This window comes from Variovorax sp. J2L1-78 (assembly GCF_030317205.1).
GTDB classification, from domain to species: domain Bacteria; phylum Pseudomonadota; class Gammaproteobacteria; order Burkholderiales; family Burkholderiaceae_C; genus Variovorax; species Variovorax arabinosiphilus.
In genome coordinates, this window is sequence record NZ_JASZYB010000001.1 from 147,824 (window position 1) to 166,683 (window position 18,860).

Sequence of the window (18,860 nt, forward strand, 5' to 3'; positions counted from 1 at the left end):
CGAAGCGCCGCCCCACGGCGCGCGCTTCGCTTTTTTCCATTGGCGTCGGGTCGTGTCACCGGCCCGACGCCAGCGGAAAAAAGTCCCTGTGTTCACGGCACTCCGGGGGGAGGGTCGACGGAAGGTCTCTCGGCGTGCAATCTCACTCAGACTCAACGAGCCCGTGCTCGCGCCTGTACCCGCTGCCGTGGCAGCATCGCCTCGGTGCCGCACTGGTGCTCGGCCTGTCGGCGCTGTTCGGCATGGCCTCGGCCGTGGCCGCGCCGGCCCCGGGCGGTACCGTGATCCGCAACGTGGCGAAGGCCACCTATGTGCCCTCCGGCTTCGCGCAGACCGAGACCGCGAGCTCCAACGGCGTCGTCGCCAATGTGCTGCCGGTCGAGGCGCTGGTGCTCACGCAGGACCAGTCCGTGAACCGTCCGCCGGCGACCGTGGTCACGCTGAACCACCTGCTGACCAACACCGGCAACGTGCCGTCGCGCTACAGCTTGGCCTTCGCCAACAACGGCAGCGGCTGCGCAGCCGACACGCTCGACCTGTCGGCGCTGCGGCTGGTGCGCGACCTCAACAACAACGGCGTGGTCGATGCGGCCGACCCGGTGCTGCCGCTGGGCACCGTCGGCGCGCTGGCGCTGGAGCCGGGCGAGACGGCGTCGCTGCTGGTGCAGGGCACCATCCCGGCGACGGCCACCGGCAGCGCCTGCGTCGTGCTCGGTGCGACCACGGCGCTGCAAAACCTCCAGGCGAGCAATCGCGACGTCGTCACCGTCGGCGACGTCGCCGTCATCGCCCTCGTCAAATCGGCGAGTTACCCCGGCCACGTGGTGCCGGGCCAGACGCGCATCGACTTCGCCGTGACCGGCACCAACATCGGCGCACGCGATGCGGTGCCCGGCAACACGGCCGCGCCCGCGGGCACGCCGGTACTGGTCAACGGCGTGCCGACCGCCCTGGTGCTGGTGCGCGACGTGGTGCCCACCGGCACGCAGTACCTGGTCGGCACGCTGCAGAGCACGGCGGCCGGCGCGGTGCGCCTGTTCCGGCTGCCGGGCGACGCGCCCTTCAGCTACCGCACCAGCGACGATGCGGCGGCCGTCGAAGTCGCCATCGGCCTGCCGACGGCGGTGGCGCGCAATGCCTCGGTCGCGATGCAGTTCGCGGTGCAGGTCAAGGCCGACCAGAGCGGCGACATCCGCAACGCCGCGCAGAGCTACTACGGCGACGGCACGGGGCCGGCGGTGTCGCAGTCGAACACCGTGCTCATCCCCACCAGCCAGAGCCGCATGGGCGTGGCCAAGTCGGCATCGGCGCCGCAGGTCAACCGCGGCGCCGACGGCCAGCTCGACGGCACGGCCACCGTGCGCTTCAGTGTGAACGTGCGCAACTACGGCGCGGTGTGGCTCTACGGCGTGCAGGCGGCCGACCTGCTGGAAGGCGCGGGCGCGACACAGTTCGGCAGCTACACCCCCGCCGCGGTGCCGGGCGCTCACCAGTACACGGTGGTCGCCGGTTCGCTGCGCATCGCAAGCGACCAGGGCAATGGCGTGAGCGGCACCGTGGCCGTGGTCAACGGTGCGTTCACCGGCACGGCATCGACGCAGAACCTGCTGGCGCCCGGCGCGGTGCTGCCGGTGGGCGCGCAGCTCACGGTGCAGTTCGATGTGCGGGTCAACCTCACGGGCCGTACCGGCACGCTCTACAACAGCGTGCGTTCGCAGGGCGCGCTCACGCCGGACGGTGTGCCGGTCGCCTTCGACGATTCGGTCGACGGCGCGAACCCCGACCCCGATGGCGACGGCAACCCGAACAACAACGCTGCTCCCACACCGGTGTCGCTGCAGCTGCCGGCCCTGACGCTGGTCAAGAGCGCCTCGCTGCCGCGGCGGGCCGGGCCGGGCGTCTACGAGATCGACTACCGGCTGCTGGTGACCAACACCGGCGCGGGTGTGGCGCCGAACGTGCGCGTGATCGACAACCTCAACTGCACCTTCGACATGGACAAGGCCGATGGCCAGGTCGCGTCGTGGGAACTCTCGGCCGCACCGACGGTGCGCAGCGGTCTGCTCAACCCGGCCGGCAGCTTCACCGGCCGGGCCGCCTGCAACCGCGGCGCACTGGCGAGCGCCGACGCCTTCGACCTGCCGACCGAGGTCGCACTCAGCCTCACCGACGGCAGTCGCGCGCTGCTGCCGGGCCAGAGCGAGGAGATCCGCTTCAGCGTGCGCATCACCGAGAAGCCGGCCGCCATCGGCAAGCGCCTGGCCGTCACCAACAAGGCCTGGGCCGCGGCCTTCGAGCAGAACGCCATCAACCTCACGCCGGCGATGCTGGTGGCCGCCAGCGCCCACAGCGTGCAGTCGCTGCTGGCCGACCCGCAGGGCACGGTCTACAACGCGGTCACGCGCGCGCCGGTGGCCGGCGCGGTGGTCACCTTCACGCGCGCGGCCTGCAGCGCGGGGCCGGTCGCGCCGCTGACGGCCGCCGACATCTTCGGCGCCGCGTCGGGGACCTACACGGTGAACGCCAACGGCAGCATCTCGATGACCACGGGCGCAGACGGCAGCTACCAGTTCTTCCTGCAGTCGCCGCCGGTCACGGGCCTGTGCACCTACACGCTCGGCGTGGTGCCGCCGGCGGGCAGCGGCTACGTGGCGCCGTCGCAGCTCATCCCGGTCACGCCCGGCACCTTCGCCGCCTGCAGCCCCGTCGCGCCCAACGCCGCGCCGCCGCAGGGCGCCGACCCGACGACGCACTACGCCCGCGTCAACGCGGGCTTCGACGCCGCGGGCGCCGCCTGCGACGTGACGCACAACCACATCCCGCTCGACCCGGGCAACATCCTCGGCCTGGTGCTGCGCAAGGACGGCAGCAAGCGGCAGGCCGAGTTCGGCGACTTCATCGACTACGCGCTGACGGTGACCAACAAGACCGGCGTGCCGATCACCGGCGTCACTTTCGACGATCGCTTGCCGCCCGGCTTCGCCTACGTGGCGAACAGCGCGCGGCTCAACGGCGCGGCCACCGGCAACCCGACGGGTGGCGCCGGGCCCCAGCTGGTCTTCAGCTACCCGACGCTGACGCTCGGCATCGACCAGACGGCCATGGTGCGCTACCGCGTGCGCATTGGCGTCGGCGCGCCGACCAACGGCGATGCGGTGAACCGGGCGCGCGCGATCGCGGGGCCGCTGCAGTCGAACCTGGCGAACTGGACGGTGCGCGTGAGCGGCGGCGTGTTCTCCGACGAAGCCTTCCTGTTCGGCAAGGTCTACATGGACTGCAAGCGCGACGGCCGGCAGGACGGCGTCGACGAGATCGGCATTCCCGGTGTGCGCCTCTACATGGAAGACGGCACCCACGCCATCACCGACATCGAAGGCAAGTGGAGCCTCTACGGCCTGAAGCCGATCACGCACGTGATACGCGTCGACCCCACCACGCTGCCGGCCGGCGCGCGGATGGAGGTGCTCGACAACCGCCATTCGGGCAGCCCCGAAAGCCGTTTCGTCGACCTCAAGAAGGGCGAGTTCCACAAGGCCAACTTCATCGTCACGAACTGCGACGACCCCGCCGTGGCCGCCGACGTGGCGGCACGGCGCGCGGCCATCGCGGCGCTGCCCGACACCGAGGCCGAAGCCCAGGTGCGGCTGCGGCTCGACCCCGAGAACACTATCGTCGCCGTCAATCGTTCGGTGGCCCAGCCGGCCAGCGGCCAGGCGCTCGCCGGCGGCGGCGTGGGCAGCACGACCACCACCTCGGGACCGCTGATCGCCATGCCCGCCGCGGCGGCCAATGCCAGCAGCTTCGTCGGTGCCGCGGCCGGCAGCCTGAGCGGCACACTGGGCAGCACCGCCACATCGTCGGCGACGGCCGCTGCGCCGGCGGGCAGCCTGTTCGCCGCGCTCAACGGCCTGCCGGCCACCGCGCAGTCCACGCTCGCGCGGCGCAGCGCGCCGTTGCTGCCGCAGGCTGCGCCCAGCCCGATCGAGCTCGAGGCCTTGCTGCCGCAGCTGGGCGACAACACGCTCAGCTTCATCGACTTGAAGGACGGCGACACGGTGCCCGGCCCCTCGATCAACGTGCGGGTCAAGGGCGCGGCGGGCGTGGCCTTGCGGCTGTCGGTCGACGGCCAGGCGCTGGACGAACGCCGCGTCGGCAAGAAGACGCAGCTGCCGTCGAAGGCCCTCGGTGCGTGGGAATACATCGGCGTGGCGCTGCAGCCCGGTCGCAATCGCCTGACGCTCGAAGCGGTCGACGACTTCGGCAACGTGCGCGGCGGCGCGCAGCAGATCACGGTGGTCGCGCCCGACAAGCTCGGCGCCATCGACATCGCGCTGCCCGAGGTGGCGCGTGCCGACCTGCGCACGCCGGTGGCCGTCAAGGTGCGCCTCACCGATGCGGCCGGCGTGCCCGTCACCGCGCGCACGCAGCTCACGCTGGAGGCCGACCGCGGCCGCTGGCTCGACGAGGACCTGAACCCCGCCGAGCCCGGCACGCAGGTCTTCATGGATGGCGGCGTGGCCGACTTCCGTCTGGTGCCGCCGGGCGAGCCAGGTGATGTGCGCCTGCGCGTGAGCGCAGGCACCTTCGTGAAGGAAGTGCGCCTCGCGCTGCTGCCCGAGATGCGCCCGATGCTGGCCGTCGGCATCGTCGAAGGCGTGCTCGACTTCACCCAGCGCGGCGGTGTGCCGCTCGGTGCGATGCCCGCCGGTGCGGCCTTCGAGAGCGAGCTGACGGGCCTCACGGACAACCACGACAACCACCGCGCTGCCGGCCGTGCCGCCTTCTTCCTGAAAGGCACCGTCAAGGGCGAGTACCTGCTGACCGCCGCCTACGACTCCGACAAGACGCGCGACGACCGGCTGTTCCGCGACATCCGGTCCGACGAGTTCTACCCCGTCTACGGCGACTCGTCGGTCAAGGGCTTCGACGCGCAGAGCACGCAGAAGCTGTACGTGCGCATCGACAAGAACCGCTCCTACCTGCTGTACGGCGACTTCACCACCGCCAGCAGCACCGAGGTGCGCAACCTGAGCCAGAGCAACCGGTCGCTCACCGGCTTGAAGCATGTCTATGAAGACGCCAACGTGCGCACTACCACGTATGCCTCGCGCACCACGCAGACGCAGCAGGTTGAGGAGTTCCGCGCGGTGGGCACCTCGGGCCCGTACTACCTGAGCGCCGGTGGCGGCGCGTTCGTCGAGAACAGCGAGCAGGTCGAGATCGTGGTGCGCGACCGCGGCCAGCCGAACCTCGTGCTGCAGCGCACGGCGGTCGAGCGCTACGTCGACTACACGATCGAGCCGTTCACGCGGCGCGTGCTGTTCACCCATGCGATCGCCTCGGTCGATGCCAACCTCAACCCGCAGTCGATCCGCATCACCTACGAGGTCGACAGCGGCGGACCGAAGTTCACCGTGGCCGGCACCGATGTGCAGGCCAAGGTCGGCGAGCGGCTGCAGCTCGGCGTGGTCGCCAGCACCGACGAGAACCCCGAGAACCGCCGCAAGCTGGGTGCGTTGACGGCCGTGGCGCGCGTCGGCGACAACACCACGGTGGCTGCCGAAGTCGTGCGCACCGAGTCCGACGAAAAGGGCAGCGGCCACGGGGCGCGGGCCGAGCTGCGCCACCAGACCGAGCAGCTCGCCGTGGTGGCGCTCGCGAGCAAGACCAGCGACGGTTTCGACAACCCCGGCGCGAGCTTCTCGGCCGGCCGCACCGAGGCCGCCACCCGGGCCGAATACAAGGTCGACCCGCGCACCGCGGTGCGCGGCGAGCTGCTCTACAGCCAGGACGCCTTGCTCGACGGCGACCGCAAAAGCGCCACCGTGAGCCTGCAGCAGAAACTCGGCGACGCGATGGTGGCGGAGGTCGGTATGCGCCATGGCCAGAGCAACACCGCCATGGGCACCAGCGCGGGCTTCGACTATGGCCAGATTTCGACCTACAACGGCCAGCTCGGCAGCAACGTGAACGCCAACAACGTCACCGCGCTGGGGGCGGCCGCCACGGCCAACGCCGAGCGCGAAAGCCTGACGACGGTGCGTGCGCGTCTGTCGACGCAGGTGCCCGGGCTGCCGCAGGCGCAGGTCTTCGTCGAAGGCGAGCAGGACGTGCATGCGTCCGACCGCCACGCGCTGGCCATCGGCGGCAACGTCGCGGTGACCGACAAGACACGCGTCTACGGCCGCTACGAGCTGGTCTCCGGACTGCAGGTGCTGGACGCCGCACAGTCGAACAACGTCGGCGTGCTGGGCATCGAGAGCAGCTACATGGAAGGCGGGCGTGTGTACAACGAGTACCGCCTGGCCGACACGCTGGACGGCCGCGCCGCGCAGGCCGCCACCGGCGTGCGCAACACGGTCAAGCTCACCGATCGCCTGCGCCTGACGGGTGGCCTCGAGCACACGCGCCAGATGGGCGGCTACGACAACCATGCGAACAGCGGCAACGGCTACGCGGGCGGCCTCGGCCAGTCCACGGCCGTCACGGGCGGCCTGGAGTACCTCGACGACCGGGTCAAGGCCAGCGGCATCGTCGAAGGCCGCAAGGGCGACGACGCCGACACGCGACTCGTGAGCGCCGGCGTCGGCTACAAGATCGACCCGTCATGGAGCCTGCTGGCACGCAGCGTCGTGAGCGACAGCGAAGGGCAGGGCAGCAATGGCGGCAACGAGCGGCACCTGCAGCGCCACCAGGTCGGCGTGGCCTACCGGCCGGTCGACACCGACAGTTGGAATGCGCTGGCCCGCTACGAGCACCGGTCGGAACGCATCGTGGGTGCGGGGAACACGGCGGGTGCGCTGTCCGGCGGCAGCGTCTTCGGCGCCGACTACGGCAACGCGTCGCTGCCCGGCACCACCAGCGCCGACATCGTCTCGGCCCATCTCAACTTCAACCCCGAACGCGGCCGCGTCGTCACCGCGCGCTACGCGGCCAAGGTCTCGCGTGCCGACGATGGCGAGCTCGCCAGCCGCTACTGGGCGCACCTGCTGCAGGGCCGCTACACGCAGGACCTGAACCGCGACTGGGACATCGGCCTGCAGGCCGGCCTGCTGTACGGCAAGGGCGGCGCACTGCAACGCACGGCCGGCATCGAACTGGGCTACCAGCTCACCAGGGACCTGTGGGTGTCGGCGGGCTACAACGTCGTGGGCCTGCGTGACCGCGACCTGACAGCCAACGAATACACCAGCAAGGGCGCCTACATCCGCCTGCGCTTCAAGTTCGACGAGACCGGGCTGGGCTTGGCGCCGGCCGGCGCCGCGGACGCCACGCGCACGAACATTTCCCCACCATCGCAGACGACCATGCCCGCACCCGACACCCTGCCCGCCACGACGACCGACGGGGTGACGCGATGATGCACCGTGCGCTGGTCCTCGCGCTCTCCGTGCTGCTGTGGGCGCTGCCCGCGCACGCCGTGCAGCGCAGCATCCTGAATCCGTCCTTCGAGACGCCGGCTCTCACGGGGGCCTGCTACGAGTACCTCAGCCAATCGCTTGCCGGCGGATGGCTGACCACCGAAACGAGGGCTGGCGGAGGGGGCGCCTGTGGCGTGGCCGCCGGCTCGGGCGGCGCGATCGAGTTCTGGGCCAACAGCTTCAACGGCGTGACCGCGGATGCAGGCAACAACCACATCGAGTTGAACGCCTTCAACCCGGGTCGCGTGAGCCAGAGCCTTTGCATGGTCAACGGCGATCGCGTGAACTGGCAGTTTTCCCATCGCGGTCGAAGCGGCCTGGACGTCGCGCTCTTCAGTGTGGACAGCAGCGCGAACACCGTGCAACGGGCACGCACCAACGCCACGGGCGCGATCAGCACCGTCGCTGGCGACTGCCCGGCGGCCAGCGGCGGCGTGACCGGCAACAGCTGCACGGCGAGCACGGTGGCGAACTGGGGCCGCTACAGCGGCTCCTTCACCTGGGGCGGGAGCTCCGGACTGCACGACATCGGGTTTGCCGCGGTGTCGAGCGCCAACGGGGTGCTGGGTGCGGGCAATTTCCTGGACAACATCCAGTTCACGCTCAAGCCGATGGTCGAATTCGACAGCGCCTCGGCCAGCACCTACGTGGTGGCGGAGTCGGCCGGCACGGTCACGTTGAAGCTGCGCGTGGCGGGCATCGTGCCTGCGAGCGGCGTGCAGGTGCCCTTCGCCGTCAGCGGCACGGCCACCAGCGGCTCGGACTACGCGGCGCTCGCCACCTCGAATTTCACGATTCCGGCGGGCAACTACGGTGCGGGGACCGTGGTCAACGCCAGCCCGACGCTCGCCTTGCTCGACGACACGATGGTGGAGGACACCGAGACGGTGATCATCACCCTGGGCGCATCGACCCCCTCCAGCCCCTACGTGCTGTCCTCGACCAGCACCTGCGGCGGCGCCGCCGTGGCCGCCGCCACCGTGTCCATCCTCGACAACGACGTCAACGTCACGTTAGCCAAGGCCATCGTCGGTGTGCCGGCCGATGGCGGCAAGTTCAACCTGCAGATCAGCGGTGGTGCGCCGTCGGGGGGGACCAATCCGGCGAACGACGTCGGCCACGGCGGCACGACCGGCGCCGTGCGGGTGGCCACCGGCGCCACCGTCACCCTGGCCGAGACCGCCGGCGCCGGGACGCTGCTGACCAACTACATCCCGACGCTGGCGTGTACCGACGGCAACGGCGCCGCCGTGACGGTGAGCGGCAGCGGCGCCAGCCGCACCGTCACCACGCCGGCCACGGGCACCACCACGGCCACGGCCGTGACAGCCGCCGCGCGCACCCTGAGCTGCACCTACACCAACACCATGCGGCCGACGGTCAGGGTCGAGAAGATGTCGGTGGGTGGCAGCGGCACCTTCAACTTCTCGCTCACCGGCGTCACGGCCGGCACCGACAGCGTGACGACCACGGCATCGGGCACCGCCGTGGCGTCGACGGGGGTCCATGTCGGCACGGTCGGCACGGCGGCGACCGTCACGGAGGTGGCGGCGTCGGCCGTGGGCTACACGACCACGACGCGCTGCGTGGATACGGGTAGTGCCATCACCGGCAACACGACGCCCGTCACCGGCACCAGCACCGCGATCACGATTCCCGCGGCCAACATGAAGGGCGGGGCGGACTACACCTGCACCTTCACCAACACCGCCGTCTCGGCGCTCAAGCTGGTCAAGACGGCCAGCACGCCCAGCTTCGCCGTGGGCCTGCCGGCCAGCTACACGCTGACGCTGAGCAACACAGGCGTGTTCGCGACGCTGGCCGACACGGTGATCACCGACACCGTGCCCGCCACGCTCACGCTGGGCACGATGCCCACGGGTTGCAGCGCGGCCGGCCAGGTCGTCAGCTGCACCGTGCCGACCGGCCTGCCGGCCACGACGGGCACCGCGTCCTTCGTGATTCCGGTCACGCCGCTGGTCACCGCGCTGCCGAGCGTGAGCAACACGGCGACGGCGAACGGCGGCGGCGACCCGACGTGCGTCGGCGGCGGCAACTGCGCCAGCACGGTGGTCACCCTCGTGCTGGCGCAGCCGCGCGTCACGGTGCGCAAGGTCAAGACCAACGTGACCGGCACGCAGGCCTTTGGCTACACGCTCACCGGTGTGACCAACCCGGCGGACACGGTGTCGGTCGTGACCGTCAACACCGCCGTCGCATCGACGGTGGTGCACACGGGGACGGTCGGTGTCGAGGCGACGCTCACCGAATCGACGGTGCCCGCGGGGTGGCCCGCCGACCCGGCGGCCGTGTCCTGCCTGGACTCTGCCGCCGCCACCAGCGGCAACGCGACGACCAACCTGGCGAGCCTGTCGGGCAACACCGCCACGCTGCCGGCGAGCGTGATGAAGGGCGGCGCGGTCATCACCTGCACCTTCACCAACACTGCGGCGCCGATCGTCGCGCTCAGCAAGACGGCGCCGGCCATGGTGGCGCCGGGCGGCGCCATCGCGTATGGCCTGAGCTTGGCGAACACGGGCGCGATCGCGACGGGTACCACGGTGGTGGTGCGCGAACAGTTGCCGCCAGGCGTGGTCGCCACCTCCGTCACCCTTGGCACCGGCGTGACCGCGGTTGCTTGTGGCACCTTGCCCAGTGCAGCGGGCGCCGCACTCACTTGCACGATGACCATCACCGGAGGCATCCCCGCGCTGACCGGCGTGCGCGGCTTCACGCTGAATGCGACGGCGCCCACCGCACCGGCGCTGGCGGCCGCTGGCACCGTGCTGACCAACTACGCCAACACGCGTGTGGTCGGTGCCGGCACGGCCACGACGGCACCGGGCGCCGCCTGCGCGCCCGACGCGACGGTGAGCTGCGCGGAGGCGAGCACCACGATCGCCACCGGCGCCGGTGCCGTCGCGCAGTCGGGCGTGCGCACCGTCACCGACAACCAGCTGGCCGACGGCAGTGCGCAGGACGTGCTGGAGGCCCTGGTGCGCGATGCGGCGCAGAACCCGGTGGCCGGCGCGGTGGTGAGCTTCGCCGCGACCGCGAACGTGGCCTTCAACGGCGGTGCCGTCGGCGCTGCCGGCAGCTGCACCACCGACGCCGCCGGCACCTGCCAGGTCACGGCCACCAGCACCCTGGTCGGCCCGAAGAGCAGCGCCATGAACATCGCGGCGGGCACGGTCACCGGCGCCTTCACGGCGGGAGGCAACACCTACCATGCCAGCCCGGTGACCTACAGCTTCGTGCTCGGCTCGCCGAGCGCCGCGATGTCGGGCTTGCGCGTCGTCACCGACAACGCGCTGGCCAACGGCGTCGCGCAGGACGTGCTGCAGGTGCTCGTCCGCGATGCCGGCGGCAATCCCGTCGGTGCCGGCACGGTGGTGAGCTTCGGTGCGACGCCGGACGTGGCGTTCAACGGCGGTGCCGTCGGCGCTGGCGGGACCTGCACCACGGCGGCCACCGGCCTCTGCCAGGTGACGGCCACCAGCACGGTGGCCGCGATCTACGGCACGACGCCGGTCACGGTCGGCGGCGTGGCCCTGGCCGGTACCTTCACCGCCGGGGGCAACACCTACCTGCCGAGTCCGCAGCCCTACCGGTTCGGCGCCATGCCGACGCTGACGATCCGCAAGATCTCGCTCAATGCCACCGGGACCTTCGACTTCACGGGCACAAACGGTGTCGGGGCCCAGAGCATCACGACCCTGGTGGCCGGCTCGCCGGCGGCCGCCGACACTCGGACGCTGGCGGCGCCGAACACCGCCATGACGCTCACCGAGGCGGTGCCACCGGCCGGCTTCACCCTGACCGCTGCCTCCTGCACCGGCATGGGCGCCGGCGGCACGGCCACGCTCAGCGGCCGCGTGCTCAGCCTGAATGCGGCGGCGACGCCGCCGGGCAGCGAACTGGTCTGCACCTTCACCAACACGGGCTCGACTGTCCTACCGCCACCGATTCCGCCGACGATCAGTTGCACGACGGATGCCGCCGTCTTCAACACCGGCTACGGCGGCCCGGGCGGCGCCTTGACCACCGGGCGCGACACCGTGTGGGAATCCGGCGAAGGCACGGCGACGGGTGGCCCCGGCAGTGTGGCCAGCTGGCAGCGTGCCTACGTCGGCAACCAGGCACCGGCCAGCTGGATCAATTCGCCCTTCGGCAACGCCAACTGGAACTCGAACTACACGACGGCCGGGCAGGGCCCCAACAACGTGGACGTGTACCACCGCTTCACCTTCAACCTGGCACCCTCGGTCACGCCGTCGAGCTTTTCGCTGAAGCTGGACTTCTACGCCGACAACTCGGTGGCCGAGGTGTTCGTCAACGGCGTCTTGCAGACGGTCCCGGGCGTGCCGCAGAACCCCGGCAATCCGTACTTCTACGCCGGCTTCGTGGCCGGTGCCGCGGCCAGCGCCACGCTGGCCAGCAACTGGCACACCGGCACCAACACGGTCGTCGTCCACATCAAGAGCGGCCCTGGCGCCGAGGGCTTCCTTGCACAGACCACGGCCACCACCGTGTGTGCGCCGCCGACGGTCACCCTGTCGAAGACCACCACGGGCAGTGCGGGTGGGCCTTTCGGCTTCTCCTTGACGAACACGGCGCAAGCCAGCGGCAGTGTCACCACCACGGCCGCCGGTACCCCGGTGCAGGTCGATGGCAACACGGCCACGGCGGGGCTGCAGGCGTTCAGCGGGACGGCGGTCGGCACGGCGGTGACCATCACCGAGGCGGCCGTGCCCGGGTGGAATCTGGCGAGCGCGAGTTGCACCGACGCCGGGGCGCCGATCGGCAGCCTCGGGACGGGGGGCGATGCGCGGACGTACACGATCCCGGCGACCAGCGTGCAGTACGGCAAGTCGCTGCAATGCTTCTTCACGAATTCGGCCTCGGCGACCGTCACGATCCAGAAGATCTCGATCGGCAACGTGGGCAGCTTCGGCTTCACCGGCAACAACGGGCTCCGCGCCCAGAGCGTCGTGACGGCAACGGCCGGCACCGCGGTCGCGGCGGGCATCCAGACCCTGGCCGCCCCTGCCACGGTGACAACCGTCATCGAAGACCCGCTGCCGGCGAACTACGCGCTGACGGCGGTGGCCTGCACCGGCCTGGGCGCCGGCGGTTCCGCCACGCCGGACCTGCCGAACCGCAAGGTCGTGCTGGATGCCGCCGCCACCGCCGCCGGCAGCAACATCGTCTGCACCTTCACCAACACCTACACGCCGCCGTACCCCAAGGTGCAGATCGTCAAGACCACCGTCGGCGGCACCGGCAGCAACGTGTTCGGCTTTGCGCTGAGCGGCCTGTCGGCGCCGACGGACACCATCACCGTGGCGGGTGCGGGCACGGCCAGCGGCAGCACCACGCTCGTGGGCACCGCTGGCCTGGAAGCCTCGATCAAGGAGACGGTGCCGACCGGCTGGCCGGCCAACCCCGTGAGCGCCAGCTGCGTGGACACCGCCAGCGCCACGCCCACCGCGACGTTCGGCACGCTGGTGGCGAACCAGCTGACCATTCCCGCCGCGAACATGGTGGCCGGTGCGGCCATCACCTGCACCTTCACCAACAGCTTCGGCCTCAGCGTGGGCGGGCGGGTCTTCAACGACAACGGCGTGGGCGCGGGAACCGCGAACGACGGCCTCCTCAACGGCGGCGAAGCGGGCATCGCGGGGGTCGCCGTGCGGCTGACGAACTGCGCCGCCACGGTGCTCGCCAGCGCGGTGACCGATGGCGCCGGCCGCTACACCCTCGCCGTGCCCTTCGCCACCGCGGCGGCGGCCCCGCTCTGCGTGGAAGAGACGAATCCGGCGACGCCTTCGGCCTGGACCTCGACCGGGGCGTCGGTGGGCGGCACGGCACTGCCGTCGGGCACGGCCACGACGGTGGCGGGCACCGCGTACACCTATATCCGCACCGGCACGCCCGACCGCATCGCCTTCGCCTGGGAAGGCACCGGCCCTGCAAGCCTCGACTTCGGCGATGTGGCGCCGAACACCTTCGCCGCCGATGGTGCCAAGACCGGCCTGCCGGGCAGCACGGTGAGCTACCCGCACACCTTCAAGGCGCAGACCGGTGGGGTGGTGCGCTTCGGCATTCCCGGCGAAGTCGCCACGCCGGTGCTGGCGGGCTGGAGCGGCAAGATCTTCGCGGACGCTGGGTGTACCGGTGCGCTGCAGCCAGGCGCCGCGCTGCTGTATCCGCCGTCGGTGCCCGTGACGGTCGTGGCCGGGCAGAGCGTCTGCCTCGTCATGCAGGAGTTTGTGCCGGCCACGGCGATGAACGGCCACAGCAACAACGCCCCCGTGCAGGCCAGCTTCGACTTCAGCAACGCCGGCCCGGCGCTCGGCGCGAGCTACACGGTGCACGACATCACGACCGTCTCCGACAGCGTGCTCGAGTTGAAGAAGGAAGTGCGCAACGTCACGCAGGGCGGCACCTTCGGGATTAACAACCAGGCGAAGTCGGGCGAGACGCTGGAATACCGCATCACCTACACGAACAACGGCGCGTCGGCCATAGGTAACCTGAGCGTGAACGACACGACGCCCAGCTACACCGGCTTCGTCGGTGCACAAGCCGGCAGCACGCCGGCCACACTGACCGCTTGCCAGAAGACGACGCCCGCGAACCCCGCGCCAGGGCCGAGGGTGGCGTGTGCCGCGGCGCAGGCCGGCGGCGGCACGGGCGCGCTGAGCTGGCACTTCACGGGGGTGCTGTCGCCCGGGGCATCCGGCGCAGTGACGTTCACCGTGCAAGTAGATTGAGGGAGACGAACGGCGAGCGCCTGCAGCCGCCGAGAGGCGGTGCACGGCGTCTCGCTAGCCGATGGTGGCGAGCAGCAGGGCCTGCAGCATGAATCGGCGGTTGTCGCCCTCGGCAGCGTCGTCAGGCACGACGGCATCGGTCGGTGCGAGGCGCCGGGCCAGCACCAACGCAGGGTGACTGCCGTCGGCCAGACCGCGGTAGACCGGCACACCCGCATGGGTGGCCAGTTCGGCTGCGGCGGCCGGCGCGGTGGTTCCGACGTCGATGGCGTCGTACATGCGCCCCAGCATGCGGGCGATGCGCGCGCACTCGGCCACCTCCGGCGGTGGCTCGCCGAGACTGACCCGCGCCACGCGCACCCCGAGATCGGCCGCGGCGTCGTGCAGTGCCGACACGGTGGCACCGCTCGCCGGCTGAAGCACGGCCAGGTTCTTGCCCTGAAGCAGCGGCAGGGCCGGGTGGCCGGCGATCGATGCCGCCTTGAGCCGGCGGGCGAGATCGAGCAGCTCTTTGGCCGCCGCTGCGTCCAGCAACGTGTTGGACGCGAGGGCGCGCAGGGCGGGAGACGGTAGAGGCGAGGTCACGGCTGCGAGCGTACGGATGCCTGCGGCCAACGGGTTGACGTTCGTCAAGGCGGCGTCATCGCGCGGCGCACCGGTGCCGTGCCGGCGCCTTCGGACACGTTTCAGACATAAAACGTCAATCACTGTTACCAACGGGGTAGTCCCGTTGTCGGTCGTGTTGCATTGCCTTCGTACGCTCCTTCCATCGACCCGCACCGGAGCCCACCATGCACGCAGACACCCCCCGCCGCACCGCCGCCGACCAACCCGCCCAGCGCATCGCCACGATGCTGCAGCTGCTCCAGGACGCGCTGCCGCTGCAGAAGCGCCTGGTGCACGCCGGGGACGTGGTCTGCCAGGTCGGCCAGCCTTTCCAGTGCCTCTACGTCGTCAACGCCGGCTTCTTCAAGATGGTCAACCTGTCGGACGAGGGTCGCGAGCAGGTCGTCGGCCTGCACTTCCGTGGCGACTGGCTCGGGCTGGACGGCATCGCCACCGGCCGCTACGGCTGCGACGCCGTGGCCATGGACACCGGCGAGGTCTGGGCGATCCCGTACGACACGCTGATCGAGGCCAGCATCCGGACGCCCGCGCTGCTTGGCGCGCTGCACCAGGCGATGAGCCGCGAACTGGCGCGCGACCATGACTCGATGGCGTCGCTGTGCACGCTGCCGGCCGATGCCCGCGTCGCAGGCTTCCTGCGGTACTGGGCCGATGCCGTGTCGCAGCGCGGCCTGCGCGCCGACGAGATCACGCTGCGCATGACACGCGCCGAGATCGGCAACTACCTGGGCATGACCCTTGAGACGGTCAGTCGGGCGCTGTCGCGCATGGCGCGTGGCGACGTGATCCGCTTCAAGGAAAAGGGCCGTCGCGACATCCAGATCCCGAAGGTCGAGGCGCTGACCACCTTCATGCAGCAGGCCAGGACGCCGTCGGCTGCGCTGGCACTGCATTGAAAGGCGCGGCCACCGCGCCGTGCTTCAGGCGGTGGCGTGGCCGTGGGTGCGGCCCGACTTGCCCGGATGGTAGAGCGCGCCTTCGGACGCATGCGCCGGACGCTCGCCGGGCTGCGGGCCGGCTTGCCGCGCGGCCAGCTTGTCGCCCAGGGACGGCATCCACTGGGTGACCGCCATGCCCAGCCGGGATCCCGCCCCGAGTTTCACGTCGCGGCCGCCCTGCGTCGCGGCATGGAGGATGGCGTCGGCCACATCGATCGGGTCGAGCATCGGGGTCGGCCGCACCGGTGCCCTACCCAGATAGTTGGCGGCGTGCTCCGCATGGGGTGTATTCACCGCCGACGGCTGGATCAACGTGACGCGCACCGGGCTCCTGTCGATCTCCTCGACCTCGACCCGCAGCGTGTCCGTGAAGCTCTGGACCGCCAGCTTCGAGCAGGCGTACATGCCCTGCAGCGGCAGCGGCGCTTCCGCCGCCGCACTGCCCACGTTGATCAGGCGGCCGCCCTGCCTCTCAAGGTAGGGCAGGGCCACCAGCGACCCGTTCACCACGCCCCAGAAGTTGGTGGCGAAGAGGCGCCGGCTGTCTTCTTCGGTCACGGCGTCGAGCCGTCCGTAGATGGACACGCCGGCATTGTTGATCCAGGTGTCGATGCGGCCGAAGGCCTGAATGGCCGCCTGCGCGGCGGCTTCGAGTTGCTCGCGCGAGGCGACGTCGGCTGGCACGGCGATCGACCGGCCGCCCGCGGCGTCGATGTCGCGGGAGGCCTGGTAGAGAACATCACCGCTGCGTGCCACGAGCACCACGCGGGCACCACGGGCGGCCGCCAGACGGGCGGTGCAAAGGCCGATGCCGCTGGAGGCACCGGTGATGACGACGACCTGCTGGTCGAGCGGTAAGAGGAACGAGGCGCTCATGCAGCAGAAAGGAGAGAGTTAACGTTTGTCAACTTTTTACCATCCTTCGGCACCGCTGTTGGGAACGGTGGCGTATTCCGGTGAAAAGCCGCGAATTAGTCCTACGTCGCCCTCAACGGCCGCGCAACAGCTGTTCAGGCTGCGTCGGTACCCGTGCCAGCTCGGCCAGCCAGACCTCCGCTTCGGAGTCGCTCGGCGCCCGCCAGTCGCCGCGCGGCGAGAGCGAACCGCCCGAGCCGACCTTCGGGCCGTTGGGCACGCAGGAGCGCTTGAACTGGCTGGTCTTGAAGAAGCGCCAGAGGAAGGTGCGCAGGTGGCCGGTGATGGCCGGCAGGGTGTATTCGTTGCGTTCACCCTGCAGCGCGTCGGGCCAGTTGCCCCGCTGGCGATCGCGCCAGGCGGTGTAGGCGAGGAAGGCCACCTTCGACGGCCGGAAACCGTGGCGGACGATGTAGTAGAGATGGAAGTCCTGCAGCTCGTACGGGCCGATGGTGTCTTCGGTGCGCTGGCCCGGCTGCTCGGCCGATGCATCGTCCGACGGCACCAGTTCCGGGCTGACCTCGGTGGCCACGATGGCGCGCAGCACGTCGCTGCCGTCGTCGCTCAGGATGGCGGCGTCGGCCACCCAGCGCACCAGGTGCTTGATCAGCGTCTTGGGCACGCTGGCGTTCACGTTGTAGTGCGACATGTGGTCGCCCACGCCGTAGGTGCACCAGCCCAGCGCCAGTTCGCTCAGGTCGCCGGTGCCGACCACGATCGCGCCGTGGTGATTGGCCAGGCGGAACAGGTGGCTGGTGCGCTCGCCGGCCTGCACGTTCTCGAAGGTGATGTCGTACTGCGGCACGCCGTCGGCGAAGGGGTGGCCCAGGTCGGCCAGCATCTGCCGGCAGCTCGGGCGGATGTCGATTTCCTTCGCCTGGCAGCCGATGGCGGCCATCAGCGCATGCGCTTGCTTGAGCGTGCGGTCGCTGGTCGCGAAGCCGGGCATCGTGTAGCCGAGGATGTCGCTGCGCGGGCGGCCCAGGCGGTCCATGGCCTGCGCGCACACCAGCAGCGCGTGCGTGGAGTCGAGCCCGCCCGACACACCGATGACGACCTTCTGGATGTTGCTCGCCTCCAGCCGCTGCACCAGCGATTGCACCTGGATGTTGAAGACCTCCTGGCAGCGCTCGTCGCGCGTGGCGGCGTCGGCGGGCACGTAGGGAAAGCGTTCCACATTGCGACGCAGCGCGCCGGGTTGTTGCGGCAGGCCCGGCAGGTCGAACTCGACCGTGCGCCAGTCCCGCAGCACGGCGGCGTGGCGCTGTGCCGAGACGCCGAAGGAGTTCTGCCGCATGCGCTCGTGCGCGAGGCGCTCGAGGTCGGCATCAGCGGTGATCAGGTGCGAGCGGTTGCTGAAGCGTTCGCTCTCGGCCAGCAGTTCGCCGTTCTCGTAGATCAGCGCCTGCCCGTCCCAGGCCAGGTCGGTGGTCGATTCGCCGATGCCGGCCGACGAATACAGGTAGGCCGCCAGGCAGCGGGCCGATTGCAGGCTCACCAGCTTGTGGCGGTAGTCCGCCTTGCCCACGGTGATGTTCGAGGCCGACAGGTTGACCAGCACCGTTGCGCCCGCCAGCGCCGCGTAGCTCGAGGGCGGAATCGGCACCCACACGTCCTCGCAGATCTCGACGTGCAGCGTCAGCAGCGGCAGGTTGCGCGCCTGGAAGATCAGATCGGTGCCGAAGGGCACGCGCTGGCCGCACAGGGTGATCTCACGGGAGACGGCGCTGTCGGCGGCGGCGAACTGCCGGCCTTCGTAGAACTCGCCGTAGTTCGGCAGGTAGGTCTTGGGCAGCACGCCGAGCAGGGTGCCGTCGGCGACGACCGCCGCGCAGTTGAAGAGCCGATGGTCGGCGCGCACCGGCAGGCCCACCACGGCGACGGTGGGCAGGCCGCGCGAGGCCTCGATGACCTCGGCCAGCGCCGCCTCGCAGCCTTCGAGCAGCGCCGTCTGATGGAACAGGTCGTCACAGGTGTAGGCGGAAATGCCCAGTTCCGGGAAGGCCACCAGCACGGCCCCCTCGGCCGCGGCTTCGCGCAGCATGCGCACGGTCTCGCGGCCGTTGAATACCGGGTCGGCGACGTGGTTGCGCGGCACCGCCACGGCCAGGCGCGCGAAGCCGTGGGTGTAGGGGTTGTCGAAGGGCAGGTCGGCGGTCGGTGCGGGGCTCATGGCCGTTATC

General features: G+C 70.6%; 6 protein-coding genes. 3 read left to right on the forward strand and 3 right to left on the reverse strand.

The window, feature by feature from the left end:
• The first annotated feature begins 242 nt into the window (after positions 1–242).
• On the forward strand, positions 243–7,361 hold the full coding sequence (locus QTH86_RS00730) for a DUF11 domain-containing protein (protein ID WP_444813777.1): 7,119 nt from the start codon (positions 243–245) through the stop codon (positions 7,359–7,361).
• Positions 7,358–14,197, forward strand: a complete 6,840-nt coding sequence (locus QTH86_RS00735) for a prealbumin-like fold domain-containing protein (protein WP_286646570.1) — start codon at positions 7,358–7,360, stop codon at positions 14,195–14,197. Before QTH86_RS00730 ends, QTH86_RS00735 begins: the two co-directional genes overlap by 4 nt.
• Positions 14,198–14,251: 54 nt before the next feature.
• On the opposite strand, the gene QTH86_RS00740 is transcribed toward QTH86_RS00735, so the two are convergent.
• Positions 14,252–14,830 (reverse strand): Rossmann-fold NAD(P)-binding domain-containing protein, encoded by a 579-nt coding sequence (locus QTH86_RS00740; RefSeq protein ID WP_286646569.1) that lies wholly within the window; start codon positions 14,828–14,830, stop codon positions 14,252–14,254.
• A 158-nt stretch (positions 14,831–14,988) separates the two neighbouring features.
• Here QTH86_RS00740 and QTH86_RS00745 point away from each other — a divergent pair, with 158 nt between their 5' ends.
• Positions 14,989–15,720: a Crp/Fnr family transcriptional regulator gene (locus QTH86_RS00745; RefSeq protein WP_262076843.1), complete on the forward strand. Its 732-nt coding sequence runs from the start codon at positions 14,989–14,991 to the stop codon at positions 15,718–15,720.
• 24 nt (positions 15,721–15,744) lie between these two features.
• Here the strand turns inward: QTH86_RS00745 and QTH86_RS00750 are convergent, their stop codons facing one another.
• Positions 15,745–16,638, reverse strand: coding sequence for an SDR family oxidoreductase (locus QTH86_RS00750; protein WP_286646568.1), 894 nt, complete (start codon positions 16,636–16,638; stop codon positions 15,745–15,747).
• Positions 16,639–16,750: 112 nt separating this feature from the next.
• Positions 16,751–18,850, reverse strand: coding sequence for an NAD(+) synthase (locus tag QTH86_RS00755; protein ID WP_286646567.1), 2,100 nt, complete (start codon positions 18,848–18,850; stop codon positions 16,751–16,753).
• Positions 18,851–18,860: the final 10 nt, after the last annotated feature.